This is a genomic window from Parabacteroides sp. Marseille-P3160, from assembly GCF_900162725.1.
In the GTDB taxonomy this organism is placed as follows: domain Bacteria; phylum Bacteroidota; class Bacteroidia; order Bacteroidales; family Tannerellaceae; genus Marseille-P3160.
In genome coordinates, this window is the sequence record NZ_LT799418.1 from 3,616,096 (window position 1) to 3,639,666 (window position 23,571).

The window sequence follows — 23,571 nt, forward strand, 5'->3', positions numbered from 1 at the left end:
GCTATATCCCATCCGGCTCCCCGACTCCGACACACCGTCGATACGTTGCACCAAGGAAGAGTAAGACAAGCCGGCCCGGACGCCATAGCTCATTTGCGCTTCCATTCCGAAAGCCACCATTAGAAGTAGTCCGATAAATGCTGTTCGTCTCATAATCGATTTTCTATCTGCCACAAAGATAAGAATATTATAATGAATCAGGGCTTAAAGTACGGTCGCTATTTTGCGGATTTTACTCAATTTTTCAGCAAATTTGCTATTCTGCTTTGTAAAGTTAATATTTATTTCGGAAATTCACAAAAAAAGTGAATTCTGTTTTCGCAAAGTTATTCGCCGCCCGGGGGCAAGTGGTAGAGCGTGCGGCTACCGCGGCCTTCCTTGACTAAGAGGCCTTTGCCGACATAATCTGCCAGGGCTTTGGCGGCTCGCCTCCAGGAACAGCCCGTCAGGGAGCGGTAGAGGTTGGGCGTGAGGTAACCGAGTTGCTTTGCGAACGCAAGGGCGTCTTCCGTCCAATCTTTTTCATCGGCCTTTCTCAGCTCTTTTTCCTGGCGGTAATCGCGTTTGAGCTCGACATGGCGGACGCCGTCGAGTAATCGCCTGTCGCATCCGAAGTTAATACCGTCAACCTCTATTACACGTTTGTTTCCATCCTTCGTTTTCGTGCGGAGCGAAGGCGAAAAGTAACCGATTCCTTCCAGGTTGATATGATAGCCTTCACTTAGGCCGCGTTGGATGACCCAGGCAAGGGAATCGAGGGCCGCCTTGACGTCGGCCGGGGAAAGTGTGGAACGGGCGCAAATTTGTGTGCAGATAGTGTCTGTGCCGTATGTACCGGATGAGAAATCGTGCGCGACGGATAAAAAATGTCCCTCTCCTTTTTTAAGGTCGGGGATGTGCTGGATAGTAAATGAAATAGCCATAGTTTTTTTTGTATTTTAAGGTTATTGATTCGTTCTTTCGGCAGCCCGGTTTAGTTTCAATCCCGGCGCAAAGTCTGTTTCTTCCGGCCGGGTGAAGTTCTTTTTCCCATGGAGAGAAGAACTTCGCCTCATAGGGAAAAGGACTTCGCCTCACGGGGCAAAATCCACTTGCCAGTATACAAATATACGACCGCCGCCGCCGAATTATTCTTTTGGAAACGCTTTTTTTATTTGGGGAGGCTTTTCTTTTATTTCCCGTGCGGAAGAAGTTATCAACAACCGGCCGGCCGCACCAAATAAACTCGTAACTTTATAGCCTAATTTATTTGTCGTATGGAATCATTTGTTCATTTACACGTACACTCCCAATATTCGCTGTTGGACGGCCAGGCCTCTATCGACGCCCTGATCGAGAAGGCGCAGAAGGACGGCATGAAAGGCATCGCCCTGACCGACCACGGCAGCATGTTCGGGATCAAGGAGTTTTATAACAAAGTTAAAAAGAAAAACAGCAAATATACCGGCACGATTAAGGATTGCAAACGCGAACTTGCGGAATTGATGCGCAAGGAAAACACGACGCCGGAAGAGGACGAGCGGATATCCAAACTGCTGGATAAAATAAAGGAGAATGAAGACCAGCTATTCAAGCCTATTCTCGGCTGTGAGTGTTATTGCGCTCGCAACGGGCGGCATAACAAGTCCGAAAAAGAAGACCGGAGCGGCTGGCATCTTGTCGTCCTGGCCAAAAATCTGCAAGGCTACAAGAACCTGATCAAGATGGTCTCGATCTCATGGACGGAAGGCTTTTACGGCCGTCCGCGCATCGACAAGGAATTACTGGAAAAATACCACGAAGGCCTGGTCATCAGCTCCGCCTGCCTCGGGGGAGAGATTCCTCAAAAAATCATGCACAACCATATCGAAGAAGCGGAAGAGGCTATCGAATGGTTCAAAGGCATCTTCGGAGAAGATTATTACCTGGAGATACAGCGACATGAGACGCACGACCCGAATGCCGAACAAAGCACTTTTGTGCGCCAGACGGAGGTCAACAAGGTATTGGTGGAATTGGCGCAAAAGCATGGCGTCAAAGTCATTGCCACTAATGATGTCCATTTTGCCAATTCGGAAGACGCCGAAGCGCATGACCGGTTGATCTGCCTCAGTACCGGCAAGGACCTGGACGATCCGAACCGTCTGCACTACACCAAGCAGGAATGGCTGAAGACGACAGCGGAGATGAATGCCATCTTTGCCGACGTGCCGGAAGCGCTTCGAAACACGCAGGAGATCCTCGACAAGGTAGAATACTACTCGATCGATTCCGACGCACTGATGCCGTTCTTCAACATCGACCCCTCTTTCGGAACAGAAGAAGAATATAGGCAGAAATTTTCGGAATCCGACCTGATCGGAGAGTTCGGTGAAAAGAATTACAACCGATTGGGCGGATACGATAAGGTGATCCGTATCAAGCTGGAGGCGGACTATCTTACCCATCTGACCATGGAGCGGGCGCCGTCGCGCTACGGAAAAGAGATGAGCGACGAGGTGAAAGAACGGATCGAGTTCGAGTTGAACGTCATGAAAACCATGGGATTCCCCGGATACTTCCTCATCGTGCAGGATTTCATCAATGCGGCGCGGCAGATGGGAGTTGCCGTAGGACCGGGACGTGGTTCGGCTGCGGGATCAGCCGTCGCTTACTGCCTCGGTATCACGGATATTGACCCGATTAAATACGATCTCCTGTTCGAGCGTTTCCTGAACCCCGACCGGATCTCCATGCCTGATATCGATATCGACTTCGATGATGACGGCCGGGGATTGGTATTGAAATGGGTAACAGACAAATATGGACAGGAGCGGGTGGCACATATCATTACTTACGGCACGATGGCGACCAAATCGTCGATCAAAGATGTTGCACGTGTACAGAAGTTGCCGCTCTCCGAATCAAACCGGCTAACCAAACTGGTTCCCGATAAGATCCCCGACAAAAAGCGGGTTACCCTCAAGGATGCCATCGAATACGTTCCGGAGTTGAAAGAGGCGGCTAACAGTCATGACGCGACGACACGCGACACGCTGAAATATGCGCAGATGCTGGAAGGGAACGTACGCAACACTGGAGTGCACGCCTGCGGGATCATCATCGGCCGCCAGGATATTTCGGACATCGTTCCGGTCAGCACGGCGGAAGACAAAGATACGGGTGAAACGATGCTCGTTACCCAATACGAAGGTTCGGTCATAGAGGAAACCGGATTGATCAAGATGGATTTTCTTGGGCTTAAAACGCTGTCGATCATCAAGGAGGCAGTAGAAAACATATACCAGACCACAGGAGAAAAAATCGACATCGCCCAAATCGACCTGGAGGACAAAAAGACCTATGAGTTATATTGCCAGGGAAAGACTACCGGCACATTCCAGTTTGAGTCGGCCGGCATGCAGAAGTATCTGAAAGAATTGCAACCCTCGAAGTTTGAGGATCTGATCGCGATGAATGCCCTCTATCGCCCGGGGCCAATGGATTATATTCCTTCCTTTATCGCGCGGAAACACGGACAGGAGGAGATTGTCTACGATATTCCCATCATGGAGCGTTACCTGAAAGATACCTACGGGATTACAGTCTATCAGGAACAGGTGATGCTCCTTTCCCGATTGCTGGCCAATTTCACGAGAGGTGAAAGCGACACCTTGCGGAAAGCCATGGGAAAGAAGATGATCGAGAAGATGAACGAACTGAAGGAGAAGTTCCTTCAAGGTGGCAAAGCGAACGGTTACAAGGAAGAGACGCTGAACAAGATCTGGGCGGACTGGGAGAAGTTCGCTTCCTACGCCTTCAATAAGAGCCATGCCACCTGCTATTCCTGGGTAGCTTATCAGACGGCTTTTCTGAAAGCCAACTATCCTTCGGAATACATGGCGGCCGTACTGAGCCGGAACTTGTCCAATATCACGGATATCACCAAGTTCATGGATGAATGCAAAGCCATGGGCATCCAGGTATTGGGGCCGGATGTAAACGAATCGATCCTGAAATTCAGCGTAAATAAACAAGGGGACATCCGTTTCGGCCTGGGGGCGGTCAAAGGCGTCGGAGAGGGAGCCGTCTTCAATATTATTAATGAACGCAAGGAAAACGGGCCATTCAAGGATATATTCGACTTTGTAGAGCGGGTGAACCTGACGGCTTGCAATAAAAAGAATATCGAATCACTGGCGCTGGCCGGTGCATTCGATAACTTAAAGATCAAACGGGAACAGTTCTTTGCTGAAAATAGCAAGGGAGAGATATTTATTGAAACGCTCGTGCGTTATGGGGGCAAATACCAACTGGACAAGCAATTATCGGCAAATTCATTATTTGGTGACGATTCATCGGTCACGATTTCTCATCCTGAAATCCCGTCTTGCCTGCCTTGGAGCAATCTGGAACGCCTCAACAAGGAAAAAGAATTGGTCGGTATTTATTTGTCGGCACATCCGCTGGATGAGTATCGCATTATCCTGACCTATGTCTGTAATACCGGCATGGCGGAACTAAGCGACCGGGATGTTTTAAAAGGGCGGGAGATCTTGCTCGGAGGGATTGTCACAGACTTCCGGGAGGGGTTAACGCGTACCGGCAAACATTACGGGGTAGTGAAAATGGAAGATTATACAGGTAGTGGCGAAATCGCCCTGTTCGGGGATGACTATATTAACTACAGCAAGTTCTGCAAGCTGGGCATGTATCTGCTGATCAACGCTTCCATACAGCCAAGACAGTGGAATCCGAACGAACTCGATTTTAAAATCAGTAATATCCGCCTGTTGCAAAATGAAAAAGATAAATTAATAGAAAAGATTAACATTAGCCTTTCCATTCACCAGCTAAATGAGCAAACGATTAATGAACTATCCACCCTGATCAAGAAGAATCCGGGCAATACACTACTGTATTTCAAGATTATAGACGGAGAGCATAATTTGTCGTTAAACTTGTTTTCCAAGAATGTCCGCCTGAATGTAACCCGTGATCTGGTCGACTTTCTATCGGCTAATGATAATATTGATTTTATGATAAATAAATAATATTGGTACGAAAAGAGAAAAATACTAATTTTGGGCTTCGTTTATTGATACGGTAACATTAGATAAAAATAGAAGTAAACTTATATATTGAATATGGCATTAACTGTAACAGATCAGAATTTCAATGAAGTATTGAATTCTGGCAAACCTTTGGTTTTGGACTTTTGGGCAGAATGGTGTGGCCCGTGCCGCATGGTCGGACCGATCATCGAAGATTTAGCAGAAGAATACAAGGACCGCGTAACGGTCGGTAAAGTAGATGTCGATGAAAACAACGACATTGTGGCCCAGTTCGGCGTTCGTAATATCCCGACCATCTTATTTTTCAAGGACGGGAAAGTAGTAGACAAACAAGTCGGCGCCGCTCAACGGGGTGTATTTGTCGACAAAATAAAAAAGTTATTATAACCTCCGGTAATCCGGAATTATTCATAAAACAAGGGGTTGTTTAAAAAGTAGCTACTTTTTAGACAACCCCTTTGTTTTTTCCGGACTTTCGTGCGCGGAGCATCTCCCGCTTACCGGGAGGGCCGGGAATGCGTTCGACTTTGAAACCGGCTGCCTGCATCATCCGGCGAACAGATCCTTTGGCACAGTAGGTAGTCAGTATTCCCTCCGGCGCCATGGCCTCATAGAGGCGTTCGAAGAGAGGCTGATTCCATACTTCCGGTTGTTTGTCCGGCGCAAAAGCATCAAAATAGACAAGATCGATCCCTGGCGGAAACTCACACCGATTCAAATCTCCTTGCATCTTATGCAGTACAAATCCGTCAGAAAGGGGAACGTCCCTCTCCCACTCCGCCTCATGCAACGATAAGAAAGAAGCATCGTTCCCGGGGGCAACGATGTCTCCATAATTCAATCTGCGAATCATATCGAAAGGCAAAGGATATTGTTCGACCGCCCGGTAGAGAACTTTAATACCCTGCTCTCCGGCATCCAATAAAGTAAGGAAAGCATTCAATCCGGTACCGAACCCGACCTCGAACACCGTAATCCTCTCCTGGTGCAATTGATGCAATCCCGCCTCGATAAAGACATGGCGGGATTCCTGTACGGCCCCGTTGACCGAATGGTAATGTTCTTCCAAAGCAGGTACATACAACGTGTGGCTTCCGTCAGCCGTTAGCTGAAGCTCAAATCCGGAAGAAGCGGAATTTTCCTTTTTCATGATTGCAAATGAATGGTTGAAATACTTTTTGATAAAACCGACTTAGCCATCATCGTTTGAACACCTCCGCGCAAAGCCAGATAACAAAGGAAAGAAATCCATAAAGCCGAAGGCATCCGGCAGGCAGAAAGAAGGGCATAAAGCAGAAAGAAGCCGCCTGCCGCCACCAACATCGAATTGCGCATCTGGCGTGATGCTGTCGCTCCGATGAAGATACCGTCCCATAAGAATGCGGCGAATCCGGCCATGGGAATAAGCAGTACCCAATGTCGGTAAGCACGGCTGGCAAGAATCACATTGGCCTTATCCGTAAGTATCCCCAAGATCTCTTCAGTGAAGAGCCCGTATAAAAGTGTAAAAAGCAAAGCGACCGCTAAACCCCAACGAAACAGTTGCCGGACAAGCCGGTATAAATTCAACGGATCCCGCGCCCCGACATACCGCCCCGCCAGGGCTTCGGCGGCATAGGCAAATCCATCCATCATATAGGAGAAAAAAATGAAGAACTGCATCAACAGCGTATTTACGGCCAATATCGTATCGCCCAAGCTTGCCGAAGCGGAGGTAAAAAACGTCGTCACGCAAACCAGCAACAAAGTTCTCATGAAGATATCCGAATTGACACGGAAAAAGGGGGCGAATGTGCGTACACGCTTCACCACGCTCCAATCCCAATAAGAACGCAACCGCCCGTAACACCGGACGAAAATGAGTAAGGCATAGAGGAAACCGCAGGTCTGTGCAATGAGGGAAGCCATAGCCACTCCTTCGATCTGCATACCCAATCCATAGACGAAAAAGAAACTCAGGCAGATATTTAACACATTCACAAAGATCGCAACGAACATGGGTGTTTTCGCATTCTGCATGCCGATCAGCCAACCGGTCAAGGCGTATTGTCCGAGAATAGCCGGAGCCGCCCAGATATAAATATTGAAGTAGGCCTTTGTATAGCTACGAACCGTCTCGCTGGTTTCTATCCAATGAAAAGCCAGTTCCAGAATGCCGCGATGAAAAAGCAGAATCAGCCCGCTAGCTAACATGGCTATCGCCATGGAACGAAACAAGACGGCTGTCGCTTCCTTCAGGTTCCTTGCGCCGTAGGATTGGGCTGTAAAACCGCTGGTTCCCATCCGTAGGAATGCAAAATTCCAGTAGATAAAGTTGACTATCATTGTCGCCAGGCTGATTCCCCCGATCGATTGCTCAACCTCCAGATGCCCGACGATCGCAAGGTCCACCACCCCCAAAAGTGGAACAGTGATGTTGGAAATGATATTCGGCAGCGCCAAACGAAGTATTTTCTTATTCATGACGCAAAGGTAAAACAAATCGGGATGACCGCCCGCCGCACCCCAGTCAAAACCGGGGAAGCTTATTAATATTCATCTACTTTCTGCTCTACCCTGAATCGGTCGAGTTGCGCCTGCAATCGATCGGCGATCTCCTTGTAGGCTGGGTTTCCATATAGATTATCCAATTCATTCGGATCGGCCTGCAGGTCGTAAAGTTCATTGCAACTGATCGTATTCCCCATGTCTTTGCCAAAACCTTCCCCATAGAAATGGATCAACTTGTAGCGCTCGTCGCGCACGCCATCATGACGGCGTACCTGATGTACGGCCGGATAATCATAATAATGATAATACAAGTATTTTCTCCAATCGGAAGGTTTCTCCCCTTTCAGAAGCGGAAGAAACGATTGCCCGACAAAGGAAGCCGGTTTCTCCACGCCGGCAATAGCAAGGAAGGTAGGCGCATAGTCTATATTTTGGACCAGTTCATCGTTCGTTGTTCCGGCATTCATTTTCCCGGGATACCGGATGATCAACGGAGTACGGAACGATTCTTCATACATGAAACGTTTATCAAACCAGCCATGTTCCCCATTATAAAATCCCTGGTCGGAGGTATAAACAATCACCGTATTATCCAGCAGATTGTTTTTTGCGAGATAAGCAACCAGCCGCCCCACCTCGTCGTCCACCGATTTTATACAGCGCAGATAGTCACGCATATACCGTTGGAATTTCCAACGAACCAACGCATCGCCGGTCATCGGATGATCATTAAAAGCCTTGTTCCTCGGCGCATAAGCAGATTCCCAGGCTTTCCATTGCCCGGCATTCATCCGTTTGACCGACGGCTCCCAGCCGGCGCGCTCATCCGGGCTTCCTATGCTGTCCGGATCATTCAACTTCAAATCATAGATCAGTTGCAAATCCCGTCCGACCTCCATTTCCTGGGAATAAGCGGCGGCGCAACGCGTTTTGTAATCGTCATAAAAGGTTTCCGGTAAGGGGAACTCGACATCCTCGTAAAGATTGAGGTACTTTTCTTCCGGCATCCAGTTCCTGTGCGGTGCCTTGTGATGCACAAAAAGGGCAAACGGCTTTTTCTTATTCCTATGTTCCAAAAATTCAACCGCATGGTCCGTGATCAAATGGGTAGCATATCCTTCTTCCCGGATATATTTTCCATGGGATTCTTTGGTCTTGAATTCAGGATTATAATAAGCTCCCTGGTCTTCCAAGACAGAGTAATAATCGAAACCTTTCGGCTCACATTGCATATGCCATTTACCGATTACCGCCGTCTGGTATCCTTTGGTCTGCAGCAATTCCGACACAAAGACCTTGGTAGAATCAATCCCTTTACCTAAGGTGCGCTGTCCGTTCTGATGGCTGTATAGTCCGGTCATCAGACAGGCACGACTGGGAGTCGAAAGCGAATTTTCCACAAAAGCTCTCCGGAACAGAACGCCTTCGTTCGCCAGCCGGTCTATATTAGGCGTAGGAGCCAGTTTCCCAATCGGATGCCCGTAAGCGCTTATTGCCTGGTACGAATGGTCGTCCGTCATGATATATACCACGTTAAGGGGCTTGTCCGAACCCTTGTCTTTCTGAGCCATACCCCATTGGGGCATTCCGCATAATGCGGATAGTATAAACAGAGAATCTTTATATTTCATTTTATTTAATAATTTACATACATGCTTTATTTACGGACAGGTTGAGGCGCCTTATTTTCCTTCAAAACAGTCGACAAACGATCATACAATGCATTTGTTTCCTGGGGATATTTTCCTGACAGATCGACCTTTTCGCCCAAATCGTTTTTAAGGTTGTATAGTTCTTTTCCGTTTGTCCGTTGATTATATACCAATTTCCAATCGCCCTTCCGTATCGCACTAAAATAGTTAATCCCCGGACCATCCTCCGGAATCCACTTATTCGGATAATGCCAGACAAGTTCCCTCTCGACGTCCTTGGAACCCGGATGCTCCAGGAAAGGAAAGACACTCCGTCCGTCGACAAGCTGAACGGTTTCATAATCCCTGATGCCTGCCATTTCCAATATGGAAGGAAACAGATCTTCCACAATAAAAGGGTAATGGCTGACCGAACCGGCCGGCGTTTTCCCCGGATACTTAATAATGAGAGGAACTCTTATGCCTCCCTCGTAAACAGAACCTTTCCCGGCCCTGAGGGGAAGATTCTGCGTAAAGGACTTGCCTCCTCTTGGAGGTGCCAGTGAAAGCCCTCCGTTATCCGAGAAAAAAATAACCACCGTATTGTCTTCTATCTTTTTTTCCTTCAGGAAATCCATCACCTCACCAAGGCTGGCGTCCATTCCCTCTACCAGAGACGCATATCTTGCTTCTACAGAATCCAAACCTTGGTCCAGGTATTTCTGAAAATACAGGGAATCCGCCATAATAGGAGTATGTACCGCATAATGAGCCAGGTGCAAAAAGAACGGACGTTTTTCCGAAATGGGCTGCTCGATGGCTTTCAAAGCCTCTTGAGTCAACGCCTGGGTCAGAAATGTACCGGTATGGTAATAAGCTTCCATATCAGGTACCGATTGAAAAGTATTTTTACCCGGCAAGTTCCCATATTCCTCTTCCGAAAGATAGCTTTGCGGGTGTCCGGCTGCATGGCCGGCTATATTCACTAAAAAGCCCAGGTTATAAGGACTGGCCCCGGGAGTACCTGCCGCTCCCCAATGGGCTTTTCCCACATGTACCGTGAAATACCCCGCCTCCTTCAGCAACTGAGGAAAGGGTGTTGCATAAACGGTTTTTTCAACACCCGGAACCGGACTCAATCCGTTCAGATTCCAATCCGCGGCGGTAAACATGCCGTCACGTACATCCGTATTCCGGTTTTTCCTCGGATGTGTCCAGTTCGTCACATGATGGCGTGTCACATTCATTCCCGTAAGCAGACTGACCCTTGTAGGAGTACTGACCGGGGTCGCATAAGCGTCGGTAAATTTTTCCCCTTCCTTCGCCAAACATTCCATATTCGGCGTATGAAATTTGCGATTGTTTGCTGTAATCGTATCTGCAAACGGAAGAGAAGTATCCTGCCAGCCGAAATCATCAACCAAAAACAGGATAATATTCGGCCTTCTCTCCGTCTCTTCCGGTTGGGAAAAAGCCGCAGCCGACACTACCGGAATAAAAGGCAGGGAAACAAAAGATAGAAATAAGTTTCTGTGTAGTCGGTTCATATCTAATCCCATTACTCTTCAAATATAAGTTTATCTTTCCAAAATACAACATCTTGTCCGCCTTGTTTAACTATTTTCACCGAATATCTTAATAGCCTTCATTTTGTTTTAAATTCGGATTCAGATTAATCTCACTTAACGGAATCGGATACAAGACATGATAATCTTTTACCGCAACAATTCCCCGGTCCTTTGCCTGCTGTATAAAAACGCCCTGACGAATTAAATCCTGGCGTCGTAATTCTTCCGAAAAAAACTCCCATCCTCTTTCCTGAAAAATGGCGTCCCTCAATTCTTTCGTCGATGAATAATTTTGGAGGAGTAACGGCTTTATCTTCGCTTTCAACCTTACTTGGTTGATTAACCCGACGGATTCTTCATTCGGCCCGGACAATTCATTCAATGCTTCTGCGCGGCTTAACAAGATATCGGCATACCGTATGACCGGATAATCATTTCCGGAATTTGCTCCCGAAGCGGTTAGGTCTTCCTGGAATTTAAAGTTTCGAATATCATCTTTTCCTAATTGAACGATTTGACCGGAAAGATTTTCATACTGTGTTATAAAAGCATCTCGTCTTTCATCTCCCTCTTCAAAAGAATTATAAAAAGAAGTATATGTTTTAAACTGGGTCGCATAATTCTCCTTCGTGTTTCCTTTCCACTTATAAGAGGGAGGAGCCACATGCCCTATAAAATTAGTGCCATAGCTGTTCGCTAAATTGGGACGTATATAAATAAACTCGCTGTTCACTTCATTTAAAGGGTCAAATAGATCGGTCCGGTGTGGAGAATCGTATAAGGCATAAATTCCTAAATCGATTACCTCTTTCGCCGTTTCTGCCGATTCTTTCCATTTTTTATTATTCAAATAAAATTTTGTCAATTGCGAAAGAGCGGCTCCTTTGGTTGCCCTTCCATAATTGCGGGGAGTAGCAGGGAGTATCTTGCTCACAGCTCGGAACTCCGTTTCAATAAAACTATTGAATTCTTCTTCAGACGGACGTGAAGGTTTATCCGTAGCCGATGTATTACTGGTCAGGATTAATGGTACCGGACCGAACAAATCATCTAAAATAACATACGCACTGGCGCGAAGGAAACGAGCTTCCGCAAGAATCTGTTCTTTTATATTCTCATCCATATTGATGGCCGGCACTTGGTCTAGTATCAAATTGGAACAGTACACAGTTTGATAATGGGTTTGCCAAGCCGAGCTGAAAAATTCATGGGTCGCATCCCAGGTAAAAAGTTCGAAAGGTTTGGCCAAGGCCTCTAACCCTCCATTCCGGTCATAAAAGACGCCTGCAGGAATTTCAGCCATGATTAAATAATTTCGGAAACTCCTACGCTGTTCCGGAGCATATGCCGAATTCAATAAAGCTTCCGCATCACTCTCATTCTTAAAATAATTGCTCTCTCCCAATGAAGAATAGACTGTTTCATCCAAAGAGCATCCGTTAAACAGATACACAGATAACAATAAATATATTATTTTTTTCATCTCTTAAAAGTTTAAGTTAAATCCGACCGTATAAATACGGGATAAAGGATAAGCATTATAATCCGCTCTGATATTAGAACTTCCGTAAGAACTTACATCCGGGTCAAAACCGAAATAATCCGTGATAGTAAACAGGTTTTGACCTGAAATATAAAGTTGTGCTTTTATCCGGCTAGCTAATGTAAAATCATAACTTAATTGAGCCGATTTCAATCTGATAAAAGAAGCATCCTGAACAGCCCGGCTGTTGATCGTACTACTCAAGCTAACATAAGGATTAGCCGGCGTATGGCCTGAATTATTATTATTGGTCGGATTGGAAGCAGTCCATCTGTCGGTATAAGAGCGGGCTAAACGGTTTCTGCGAAATGAAATAGGATTTTCAGATTCGGAAATATTCAGGTTCAACAATTCTCCCCCTTGACTTCCCTGCAGGAAAAATGATAATGTGAACTTGCCGAATGTAAATTCATTATTTACTCCAAAAGTAAAATCCGGAAACGGATTACCCAAAATAGTCATATCAGCCGTTGTTATACTGCCATCCCCATCCGCATCCCTGTATTTATATTCTCCCGGTTTTGACAGCGGTTGCGGCGCATAAGTCTCACCTTCCTGAAGAATTCCTATGATATCGTAACCATAATAAGAGTTCAAAGCCTCTCCGGGTTTCAGGATCGTAAACCCGTTAAAAAATCCGGCAGATCCCTGAAGCACATAAGGTACACTTGCCAGACTGCCGACTTTGTTCCGGACCGTCGATAGATTAAATGAAGATCTCCATTTTAATTTACCATCCAGGTTCAGGGTGTTAATAATCAAATCAAAGCCCCAATTACTCGTACTTCCCACATTTGCCAGTGTGGAAGAAAAGCCAGTCGTATTCGGCACCGGTAATTCCAACAGCAAATCGGTTGTTTTTTTCTTGAAATAATCGACCGATCCCGAGATACGGTCGGTAAACAGGGAGAAATCGATACCCAGATCAAACTGTTTGGTCGTTTCCCATTTCAGGTTCGGATTGGCCAATTGATTTGTTGTAATTCCGACCTGGGCAACTCCGTCAAAAATGGCCTGTCCCTGCGTTCCCAATAAAACAAGAGAGCGATAATTTCCAATCTCTTGGTTCCCGGTATGTCCGTAACTACTCCTTATCTTTAAACTGGACAGTTGAGATACGTTTTCCAGAAAAGATTCTTTTTTCAGTTCCCATCCTACGGAAAGAGAAGGGAAATAACCATATTTGTTTTTTTCGCCAAACCGTGAAGAACCGTCCGACCGCAAGGTGGCAGTAAGGAAATAGCGGTTTAAGAAAGAGTAATTGACACGTCCCAGATACGAAAGTAATTGATTCTTGTTTCGCGAAGATCCGACGGTATAAGTAGACTGAGTACCGGCGGAAAGGTTATAAGTCAGAAAAGCATCCGTAGAATAACTGCTCGAACCGGCAGAAAGGTAATTCCCCTCAAATTCCTGGTAAGTATAACCAGCCAGTGCATCCACATGATGATTTCCGAAATCCTTGTTAAAGGTAGCCGTTAATTCAAGCAAATAGTTTTTTGCATAATTGGAAACGACTTTGGCAACCCCTCCCACTGAAGCTCCTCTCTTCGTATTTTTAGAAATATAGGTATCGCGCTGGGCGTTCTGCGTATCCGACCCCAGGTTAATTCCTAATATTAATTCAGGAAATAATGTATATTCCCCTTTGATATTTGCAAAAGTCCGGTTTGTTTCACCTACATCGTCTATTCCGTATGCCAGTCCCAATGGATTTTCAAGGTTTACGACGGAAGATTGCGCATAAGTTTTTCCGTCGGATTCATAGATTGCCAAGGTCGGATCCTGAAAAATGGCCGAATTAAGTATACCCGCGTTTTCATTTATACTGACGCCATTCGGAACAAAATTATCTTCTATCCGCGCAGAATTTATATTCACATTCAACTTGAACTTTTCGTCTTTATAACCTAAGTTTACCTGTCCATTATATCGTTTTAACCCGGAACTGATTACGATTCCGTCCTGATCAAAATAATTAAGTGACACATAATAATTCAGGTTATTCTGTCCGCCGGAAAAAGAAAGTTGATGATTTTGTACATTACCGGTACGAAAAATCTCGTCCTGCCAGTTTACTCCCTCTCCAATCCTCTCTATCTGCTCTTGGGTAAATTCCGGAGTAGCACCTTCTTCCGTCTGCAAATCATTCAATAAGCTCATATATTGCTTGGCAGACAACATCGGAATTTTTTTTGCCACATTCTGTGTAGAGAAATAAGTATTATACGACACTTTCAATTTTCCGGCAGAACCCTTTTTAGTTGTTATAAGTATAACGCCGTTAGCTCCTCGCGAACCATAAATCGCGGTTGCCGAGGCATCTTTCAAAATTTCAACAGACTCGATATCTCCCGGATTCAAACTGTTTAAGGGATTTCTGCGTGCAGGTTCGGATACAGTCGAAGAAGAAGACAATACCGGAGAATTATCAATAGGAAATCCATCAATCACATACAAAGGTTCATTATTTGCATTAATAGAATTGGCTCCTCGAATACGTATGCTAACGCCCCCACCGGGTTCGGAAGAACTTTGAGTGATCTGGACACCTGCTGCTCTACCACTGATCAGTTGATCCACCGAAGTAATCGCTCCTTTGTTAAAACTTTCTTGTCCGATCGAAGTGACGGATCCGGTTATCTCTCTCCTTTTTTGCGTTCCGTAGCCGACCACGACAACCGCATCCAACAAATTGGCATTCTCACTCAAGGCAATTTCAAGCGGTTCACCGGCATCATATATTTCAATCTCCTCACTTTTATATCCGATTAAGGAAACAAGGAGCGTGACAGGTAGTTCCTTACGAATTTCCAATTTAAACTCACCATTCAAATCCGTAGCAATCCCATTCGTTGTCGATTTTACGATAACGGAAGCTCCAAGTATGGGGCCCTGGTTTTTGCTGTCGACAACCCGTCCACTTAAAATAGTTTGTGAAAAAAGAGAAAAAGAGAAACTAAAGAAAAAGAAGACCAAATACAACGGTCTACCGAAAAGAACGATTTCTTTTCCTACATTTTTTTTTACTTTTGTCATGTCCTAAGTTTACATTTAAATTTGGATAGGGCCCCCTCGAACCATTTGCCATCGGAGAAAGGGGGCTTTCTCAATTATTTCATAAAGGTCTTTTTACATACGAATACCGTTAAGAGTTAATAAACGATGCAAAGGAATAATATTTAACAAAAAGGCTCAATACCCTTTTTAGGGTATATTTTCTAGTCTAATACAGAAATTATCCCGTAAAAAAAACAACCGTTTGCCGGAAGTATTGTAATTAAGAAAAACCATCTCTCTTAAAAAGTAGAGAAGTATAATAAAAGTTATTCTTCGCTTGTTTTAAGCGATTACAGGATAAACAAATATCGAGAAATTGATATATTAGCCAAGGAATTAGATTTGAACCATGAAGAGAGGAAGATACAGATACAAACTTATGTTTTCCCTGTTCTTGTTGATAATGGGCTACCCTGTAGTCATAGCGGAAGGTTATGTAATCATCGGAAAGATAAAGGGACTACCGGAAAATATGCTCATGCAACTGAAACAAGTGGGCAACCAACGGCTAATCAATGTCGCCCGTGTAAAAAAAGGCGTTTTTACCTTACGAGGTACACTGTCCGATATGCCTCAGCATCTCTGGCTATGTACGACCTTGAATGATGAATTTATCTATTGCGATTTATTGATCGATCAGGATACGCTCTATATAGAAGGAGATATCCGAAACGTCCCTTACAACCTTCATTTTCACGGAGCAGAGACTCATATGCAATACGAGGCCTATGTCCAAGCTGTGCGTACTTTAAATATGAAACGGGATAGCCTCCACATAATTGTAGAGGAATTACATAATATGGGAGCCTGGGGAAAGAAGAATCAATCAAGGCAAAAAAGCAAGGGAGGAATTATCATAGACCTGCGAGGCGACATATCAAAAGATGAGGCTCCGCAACATGCCTCACGATTACCTCAGGATTGGGAACTGGCTCAAATAGAGAAGGAGCGGGATTCCATCCGCCTGGATTTCATCCGTCATCACATGCACCAGGCGGCCGGACAGTTTCTCCTGACCCGGATTATGAAACAAATGCCTGTCGACTCCCTTCGTGAATTTTATCGTTTGATTCCGGTCGAGATGAAACGAACCAAGTTCGTACGCGCAATCAGCAATCAAATCAATCCCTATGCCGATGAAGCGATCCGGCAGGCAGATGCCCTGCTGGCGCGTAACGGGACGGAAACGGAACGACTATCCTGTGCCGGCGAAGCTTATAAACTTTACAAGAGAGGAGTCCATTTGGATCCGGAACGGACGGACGCCCATCTGGCCCTGGCAAGCATGCATGAACGACTGCTCCCGCTCATGGGCGTAGAGGCATACGAAATAGCCCTGCAAGGCTATCAGGAATTTATCGACCGGACAGTCAATGAAAAGGATGGGAAGATGGCGCTTACGCGCATGGAAGAGATCCGCTACCGCAAGCAAATTGCGACGACAGAACTACCCGAAATAATCGAAGTGAAAGGCGGCGCCTATGTGATGGGGTCCAACAATCCGGAAGATCATAATCCGTACCATGAAGTGACGGTCAAAGACTTCCTGATCGGCAAATATGAAGTCACCAATTATCAGTTCGCCTGTTTCCTGAAAGCCTACGGAAGTGAAGTTGTCAAAGAGGGAGCGTATCAAGGCGAACGCCTGTATTATGAATGTAATTGGGGAATCGAACAGGGGAATCCGGTGAAAGGATATGAAACGCATCCGGCAATCTACATTACTTGGTACGGCGCCCAAGCCTATTGTCGGTGGGCGGGCGGACGATTACCTACCGAAGAAGAGTGGGAGTACGCCGCCCGGGGTGGACAAAAACGTGGACGGCAGAATCCCTACAGCGGAAGCATGGTCTTGGATAGCGTGGGATGGTATGCCGGAAACTCGGGAGGGCATCCTCATTCGGTCGGGACTAAACAACCTAACGAACTCGGCATTCACGACATGAGCGGCAACCTATGGGAATGGTGCTCCGATCCGGTATCCAAAGACGGCAAACTCTATTATGCCGTTCGCGGAGGAACGTGGTTCCATGAAACGGGAATGTGCCGGACGACAAACCGGACGGAAGTATTCCCGGATAGCAAGCATTTCTATAATGGGTTCCGAATCGTAAAAGATTTATAAGAAAAGGGATAAAAAGCGAAAAGAGATAACTTCATCGATCCGCAAAACGCACTTTTCAAATAAAATTCGTATCTTTCCTTCCTGATAACCTTAAATATCCATGCGATGAAGATACATGAATATCAATCCAAAGAACTATTTTCCTCTTATGGCATTCCGGTCGGAAGACAGATCCTATGCTATACCCCCTCCGAGGCAGTTTCCGCCTATGGGAAATTGGGCGTCCTCAAGGTCGTCCTTAAGGCACAGGTCTTGACCGGGGGAAGAGGAAAGGCGGGCGGCGTTAAACTCGCCGGTAACGCAGAGGAAGTTAAGCGGCGGGCTGAAGATATCTTAAGCCTTACGATCAAAGGATTCCCGGTAAAAAAACTGATTGTTACCGAAGCGGCGGATATCGCTGCCGAGTATTATGTCAGCTATATTATCGACAGGAACAGCAAGTCCGTCATTCTAATGATGAGCCGTGAAGGAGGTATCGACATCGAAACCGTCGCCCGGGAAACGCCGGAGAAGATCCACAGTTTTCCGATCGATCCTTTTATCGGGTTGCCCGACTATCTGGCCAGGCGATATGCCTTCCTTTTCTTTGACTCGATGGAGCAGGTCAACGCCCTCGCAGGAATCCTGCAGAAGCTATACCGCCTTTTCATGGAGAAGGATGCCAATCTGGCCGAAATCAATCCGCTCGTAGCAACCTCATCCGGCGAACTATTGGCCGTGGATGCAAAAATGACTTTCGACGACAATGCCCGCTACCGCCGGCCGGAGATCGAAGCGCTTCTTGAACTGACGAAAGAAGAGAAAACCGAAATCCGGGCGAAGGAAAAAGGCTTCAGCTACGTACATATGGATGGGAACATCGGCTGTATGGTCAACGGAGCTGGCCTGGCAATGAGTACAATGGATATGATTAAGCTCTATGGCGGCGAACCGGCCAACTTTCTTGACATCGGAGGAAGCTCTAAGCCGGAGAAAGTAGTCGACGCCATGAAATTATTACTCGATAAAACGCAGGTACAGGTAGTACTCATCAATATTTTCGGCGGGATTACCCGCTGCGACGACGTCGCTATCGGATTGCTGGAAGCATTTAAAAAGATCGAAACCAACATCCCCATCGTTGTCCGGCTAACCGGTACAAACGAAGAAGAAGGCCGCCGATTATTGGAGAACACCCGCTTCCTGGTAGCCGAAAGCATGAGTGAAGCAACCCGCATGGCTGTCCAAACGGTTAAAACGAACGAAAAACATTCCGCATCATGAGCATATTAATCGATCAATCCACAAGACTTATCGTGCAAGGCATTACCGGCAGGGACGGTAATTTCCATGCACAGAAAATGCAATCATACGGCACTCGCCTCGTCGGAGGAACTTCTCCCGGCAAAGGAGGCAGCGCCCGACTCGGCGTTCCGGTATTCAATACGGTCTATGACGCCGTGGAAGCGACGGAGGCCAATACATCCATTATTTTCGTCCCCGCCCCCTATGCGGCCGATGCTATCATGGAAGCGGCCGACGCAGGCATCCGGCTCATCGTCTGCATCACGGAAGGAATCCCGACGCTGGACGTCGTCAAGGCTTACCGTTTCGTACAAATGAAGCAGGCGACACTTATCGGGCCGAACTGTCCAGGACTCGTATCCCCGGGCAAATGCCTGGTGGGCATCTCTCCCGCACAAATCTTCATGCAAGGAAATGTTGGAGTAATCAGCCGGAGCGGCACGCTTACCTACGAAGTCGTGTATCACCTGACTCGGAACGGACTGGGACAGTCAACCACCGTCGGCATGGGCGGAGACCCTGTCACAGGACTTTATTTCAATGAGTTATTGCAAATGATGGAAGAAGACGAACAAACGGATTCCATTGTGATGATCGGGGAAATCGGAGGAAATGCGGAAGAGTTGGCGGCTGCTTATATCAAAAAACATATTACCAAGCCGGTCGTTGCCTTCATTGCCGGACAAACCGCTCCTCCCGGCAAACAGATGGGGCATGCCGGCGCTATCATCTCCAGCGGCTCGGGCACGGCAAGGGAAAAAATCGCTGCACTCGAAGAGGCCGGAGTGAAAGTAGCCCGCGAGCCATCAGAGATTCCTTCCTTGTTGTTGTAGACGCATTGCATACGTCTTAATTTGCATACCCCAAAAAGTCTGAATCCATGAAAAATTTCACTATACCGGATTTATTCAAAAGCCATCGCTTATTAACTGAAAAAATGAGGCTGTCTAAAAAGCACTGCGCCGCTTTGAAAATCCAGTGCACTCAATGAATTGATTCAGTATACTCGTTTATGAAATCCAGTGCACTCATTTATAGAATTCAGTATACTGGATTTTTCCGTGCATGTCACGACTTTTTGGAACGCCCCATTTTTATAGGATTTTCTTTTGATACAGCCCCATCTATATCATAAACGTGAGACAGCGTCTATTTTTCATCCACAGCCAAAGTAGCCTCGGCGTATTTCTTTGCCAGTTCAACGATGCTGTCGTTTTGTGCTTTCGTCAGCTTATCCGAATTCCGTTGCAATTCCAAAGCCAGGGATTTAATCTTGGGAACGGAGATAACCCATTCCTGATGGGCGGCGCCTTCCCCTTTCTTCACCTTTTCCACCAAAGAAACCGCTTTTCCTATCAAAGCCACATATTCATCATAAGAAGCCTTAACGGCAGGATCTGCCTCAACAGTTGTTTCTGTTTCCGCCTTATTCTCACTCGTTTTTCCACCACATGCCGCCAGAGATACGGCAAAAAAAACAAATAAAATCTGTTTTGCGAAAGTTTTCATATTCTTATCATTTTAGTTTGAGTTATCAAATCCGATCGATGTCTTTCCCTTGTGGACAAACATACTAATAATTAATCTAATAATCAAATAAGGAGAAGAATCATTTAGGTATAAAAAACAAAAAAGTAGCTATCTCTAGCTACTTTTTTTCACTCGTGTCCTAATGGAACAAATTTCTTGTTTCAATAACACTTACTTTACGCTGTCAGCAGGTGCAGCGACAGTATCAACTGCGAATGTGCTATCAGCCGGAGCAACTGTTGTTTCTTCAACAGCCGGAGCTGTTTCTTCTTCCGTTGTTGCTTCACTAGACTTATTTCCACATGCTACAAAAGACACAGCCATTGCTGCTGCAATAACTACCATTGAAATTTTTTTCATTTCCTTAAAATTTTAGAACCTATTAACATAAATATATATACCCGGTGCAAAGTTAATTGATTTTATTATTCTCAATACAAAAAGTGTTTTTTTTTTATTGAAAAGCTCTTTTTTTGTGTTTTCCCCGGGAAAAAAGAGCAAAATCCAAGTAGAATTACCCAGATTCTCTATCCTGATCTATAAAATCATCGTTTTCCCAAGTCCGGGAAATAGGACTTTTAAATAATATATTTTATCTTTGTTTCCTATCGATTGCTTTATATAAAGGAGAGAAAGGAAAAAATTATGAAACAGATTAAGATTTTATTGTTATTTTTTTCTCTTATTATGTCTGCGCAAGCACAGAGCAGCTTCACTTTCGAGTTGAATAAAGAAGGAAAAATTATCGCAATCCCCAAGGAAATAGAGCTCAACCTGAATGTTCCTTCTTTTGACTATAAATCGTATACACCGCAGACGACAACGGCGGTGGAAAATAATCTGAAAAAAATAGAAGTGGAAACGCAGTCGCTTCCCTCGGTAAAGGATCGTCCGATGAACATGCAGCTCCTATCGGCGGCATACCTTCCTTTCTTTAATCCGTATGCCTCAATGCTCAGGCGCGTTTCTCCGCAGGCATTCGACTTCAGGGAAATCGAGCTTGTCCCTATCAACGAAAGCCTGACGTTTTCGGTACTCGGGTTAAAAGATTCATGGATAGGAACGGGAGGCGTTACGAGCCTTTCCCCGGCGCTCACCTGGCGGTACAATAACCTGGCACTTACCGGCGGAGCCTTTGTCACCAACTATTATTCCCCGTTCAATATCTCCCCGGAATATATGGGAGGCTTCTATACCCATGCCGGTTACGAACTCAGTAACCGGTTCGGAGTGGATATGTGGGGGCAATACGCCATCTATGACGGGAGCGAGGAGAAAAACCCGCACCTCCTTATGAGTCCTTTTTACGACCATACTCGTGCCGGGGGAGGAATCCGTATGAAGATCACAGAAAAATTCAGTGTAGGAGCGGGCATGCAATACGAATATAATCCCGTCAACCGAAAATGGAACCGGCAGTTCCTGGTTTATCCGATCTTCAAGTGAAAGCTGTAAAAGCAAATAAACGTTCTTTTAGAGCTTTACCCTGCGAATTCACCGGGCGTATTGCCTGAACACAATAATATTTTGTACTTTTGCGGAACATAAGTAAGAAAATTAAGAATGAATATATTAGAACTGAGCGAACAGGAAATCATTCGCCGCAATAGCCTGGAGCAATTACGGCAAATGGGTTTCAATCCTTATCCGGCAACCGAATATGTGACGAATGCCTACTCCGACGAGATAAAGAAATCCTTTATAGACGACGCTCCTCCCCGACCGGTACAGATTGCCGGCCGCATCATGAGCCGCCGCATCATGGGGAAAGCCTCCTTTATGGAATTACAGGATTCGAAGGGCAGAATACAAGTATATATCTCTCGTGACGACATTTGTCCCGGCGAAGATAAAGAGTTATATAATACGGTCTTCAAGAAACTACTCGATATCGGCGACTTTGTAGGCGTCAAAGGATTCGTCTTCCGCACTCAGATGGGAGAAATTTCCGTTCATGCACAGGAACTGACCGTTCTGTCCAAATCCCTGCGCCCGCTTCCGATTGTCAAAGAGAAGGACGGCGTTGTCTATGACGGATTCAACGACCCCGAATTACGCTACCGCCAACGGTATGTAGATTTGGTCGTCAACTCCGAAGTAAAAGAGATTTTCCTCAAAAGAACAAGGATATTCAATTCAATGCGCAACTTCTTCAATGAGAGAGGTTATATCGAAGTAGATACCCCGGTATTGCAAAGCATCCCCGGGGGTGCCAGCGCACGTCCGTTCATTACGCATCATAATGCGTTGGATATTCCTTTGTACCTGCGCGTAGCCAATGAATTATATCTGAAACGACTCATCGTCGGTGGCTTTGAAGGGGTGTATGAGTTTAGCCGTAACTTCCGCAACGAAGGAATGGACCGTACACACAATCCTGAGTTTACCTGCATGGAAATATATGTAGCTTATAAAGACTACAACTGGATGATGGCATTCACCGAGCAAATGTTGGAAAAGATTTGCATGGATGTACTTGGTACCACGAAAGTGAAGATCGGCGAGAAAGAAGTCGATTTCAAGGCACCTTATAAACGTATCACCATGATCGATGCCATTCATGAGAATACCGGCGTCGACATTAGCGGAATGGATGAAAATCAACTGCGCGAGGTCTGCAGGAAATTGGATATCGAACAGGACGAAACGATGGGGAAAGGCAAACTAATCGATGAAATTTTCGGTGCCAAATGCGAAGGGAATTATATTCAGCCGACATTCATCACCGATTATCCGATCGAAATGTCTCCGCTCTGTAAGCGCCATCGCGACAATCCGGAACTGACCGAACGCTTCGAACTGATGGTCAATGGAAAGGAACTGGCAAACGCTTATTCCGAGCTGAACGATCCGATCGACCAGCGCGAGCGTTTCGAAGAACAGCTCCGCCTTTCCGAAAAGGGAGATGACGAAGCGATGTTCATCGACAATGATTTCATCCGTGCGTTGGAATATGGCATGCCTCCTACGAGTGGAATGGGCATCGGCATGGATCGTCTCGTGATGTTCCTGACTGGTCAGGAAAGTATACAGGAAGTATTGCTTTTCCCGCAGATGCGTCCGGAAAAGGTGGTCAAAAAAGATGCGGTTGAAAAATATATCGCTTTAGGCATTGGCAAAGAGTGGATACCGGCGCTGCAAAAAGCAGGTTATGTAACCGTCGATTTATTGAACGGGGCCAATCCACAGATTGTTCGTCAACAACTTTTCGAGATTAATAAAAAGTATAAATTGGGACTTGAAAACCCCACGGCGCCTGAAGTTGAATCGTGGATAGCAAATACGGCAAATCATTAAAAAGAATTAA

General features: G+C 45.8%; 16 protein-coding genes. 7 read left to right on the forward strand and 9 right to left on the reverse strand.

Annotation, left to right across the window (positions count from 1 at the left end):
* Positions 1–326 precede the first annotated feature (326 nt).
* On the reverse strand, positions 327–923 hold the full coding sequence (locus tag BQ8014_RS14610; RefSeq protein ID WP_080904988.1) for an HU family DNA-binding protein: 597 nt from the start codon (positions 921–923) through the stop codon (positions 327–329).
* Positions 924–1,256: 333 nt separating this feature from the next.
* Between BQ8014_RS14610 and dnaE the strand changes: the two genes are divergently transcribed.
* Both dnaE and trxA read left to right on the forward strand, forming a co-directional pair.
* On the forward strand, positions 1,257–5,012 hold the full coding sequence (gene dnaE, locus BQ8014_RS14620) for a DNA polymerase III subunit alpha (protein WP_080904990.1): 3,756 nt from the start codon (positions 1,257–1,259) through the stop codon (positions 5,010–5,012).
* Between the two features lie 93 nt (positions 5,013–5,105).
* Positions 5,106–5,420, forward strand: a complete 315-nt coding sequence (trxA, locus tag BQ8014_RS14625) for a thioredoxin (RefSeq protein WP_080904991.1) — start codon at positions 5,106–5,108, stop codon at positions 5,418–5,420.
* Positions 5,421–5,478: 58 nt separating this feature from the next.
* On the opposite strand, the gene mnmD is transcribed toward trxA, so the two are convergent.
* The 6 genes from mnmD to BQ8014_RS14655 all read right to left on the reverse strand — a co-directional run bounded on the left by mnmD (position 5,479) and on the right by BQ8014_RS14655 (position 15,304).
* The gene (gene mnmD, locus BQ8014_RS14630; RefSeq protein WP_080904992.1) at positions 5,479–6,183 is read right to left on the reverse strand and encodes a tRNA (5-methylaminomethyl-2-thiouridine)(34)-methyltransferase MnmC2; all 705 of its coding nucleotides are present in this window, start codon (positions 6,181–6,183) and stop codon (positions 5,479–5,481) included.
* A complete protein-coding gene (locus tag BQ8014_RS14635; RefSeq protein ID WP_080904993.1) occupies positions 6,180–7,496 on the reverse strand; it encodes an MATE family efflux transporter in 1,317 nt (438 codons plus the stop codon). Before BQ8014_RS14635 ends, mnmD begins: the two co-directional genes overlap by 4 nt.
* A 65-nt stretch (positions 7,497–7,561) precedes the next feature.
* On the reverse strand, positions 7,562–9,154 hold the full coding sequence (locus BQ8014_RS14640) for a sulfatase family protein (RefSeq protein WP_080904994.1): 1,593 nt from the start codon (positions 9,152–9,154) through the stop codon (positions 7,562–7,564).
* 26 nt (positions 9,155–9,180) lie between these two features.
* Entirely contained in the window at positions 9,181–10,701 is a 1,521-nt protein-coding gene (locus BQ8014_RS14645) for a sulfatase (protein ID WP_080905987.1), read from the reverse strand.
* Between the two features lie 88 nt (positions 10,702–10,789).
* Positions 10,790–12,205 carry a RagB/SusD family nutrient uptake outer membrane protein gene (locus BQ8014_RS14650; protein WP_080904995.1) on the reverse strand — a complete coding sequence of 472 codons (1,416 nt, stop codon included), beginning with the start codon at positions 12,203–12,205 and terminating at the stop codon, positions 10,790–10,792.
* A gap of 3 nt (positions 12,206–12,208) precedes the next feature.
* Positions 12,209–15,304 carry a SusC/RagA family TonB-linked outer membrane protein gene (locus BQ8014_RS14655; protein WP_080904996.1) on the reverse strand — a complete coding sequence of 1,032 codons (3,096 nt, stop codon included), beginning with the start codon at positions 15,302–15,304 and terminating at the stop codon, positions 12,209–12,211.
* Between the two features lie 370 nt (positions 15,305–15,674).
* Between BQ8014_RS14655 and BQ8014_RS14660 the strand changes: the two genes are divergently transcribed.
* From BQ8014_RS14660 to sucD, 3 genes are all read left to right on the forward strand, one after another.
* The gene (locus BQ8014_RS14660; protein WP_080904997.1) at positions 15,675–17,450 is read left to right on the forward strand and encodes a formylglycine-generating enzyme family protein; all 1,776 of its coding nucleotides are present in this window, start codon (positions 15,675–15,677) and stop codon (positions 17,448–17,450) included.
* A 105-nt stretch (positions 17,451–17,555) separates the two neighbouring features.
* Positions 17,556–18,713 carry an ADP-forming succinate--CoA ligase subunit beta gene (gene sucC, locus BQ8014_RS14665; RefSeq protein ID WP_080904998.1) on the forward strand — a complete coding sequence of 386 codons (1,158 nt, stop codon included), beginning with the start codon at positions 17,556–17,558 and terminating at the stop codon, positions 18,711–18,713.
* A complete protein-coding gene (sucD, locus tag BQ8014_RS14670; RefSeq protein WP_080904999.1) occupies positions 18,710–19,567 on the forward strand; it encodes a succinate--CoA ligase subunit alpha in 858 nt (285 codons plus the stop codon). Before sucC ends, sucD begins: the two co-directional genes overlap by 4 nt.
* A gap of 316 nt (positions 19,568–19,883) precedes the next feature.
* On the opposite strand, the gene BQ8014_RS14675 is transcribed toward sucD, so the two are convergent.
* Together BQ8014_RS14675 and BQ8014_RS14680 are read right to left on the reverse strand one after the other, a co-directional pair.
* Positions 19,884–20,243 carry a hypothetical protein gene (locus BQ8014_RS14675; protein WP_080905000.1) on the reverse strand — a complete coding sequence of 120 codons (360 nt, stop codon included), beginning with the start codon at positions 20,241–20,243 and terminating at the stop codon, positions 19,884–19,886.
* A gap of 192 nt (positions 20,244–20,435) precedes the next feature.
* Complete coding sequence (locus BQ8014_RS14680; protein ID WP_080905001.1) at positions 20,436–20,624, reverse strand: hypothetical protein; 189 nt, start codon at positions 20,622–20,624, stop codon at positions 20,436–20,438.
* Positions 20,625–20,909: 285 nt separating this feature from the next.
* On the opposite strand from BQ8014_RS14680, the gene BQ8014_RS14685 reads away from it, so the two are divergent.
* Both BQ8014_RS14685 and lysS read left to right on the forward strand, forming a co-directional pair.
* Positions 20,910–21,710: a hypothetical protein gene (locus BQ8014_RS14685; RefSeq protein ID WP_139785135.1), complete on the forward strand. Its 801-nt coding sequence runs from the start codon at positions 20,910–20,912 to the stop codon at positions 21,708–21,710.
* A gap of 117 nt (positions 21,711–21,827) precedes the next feature.
* Positions 21,828–23,561 carry a lysine--tRNA ligase gene (gene lysS, locus BQ8014_RS14690; protein ID WP_080905003.1) on the forward strand — a complete coding sequence of 578 codons (1,734 nt, stop codon included), beginning with the start codon at positions 21,828–21,830 and terminating at the stop codon, positions 23,559–23,561.
* Positions 23,562–23,571 lie beyond the last annotated feature (10 nt).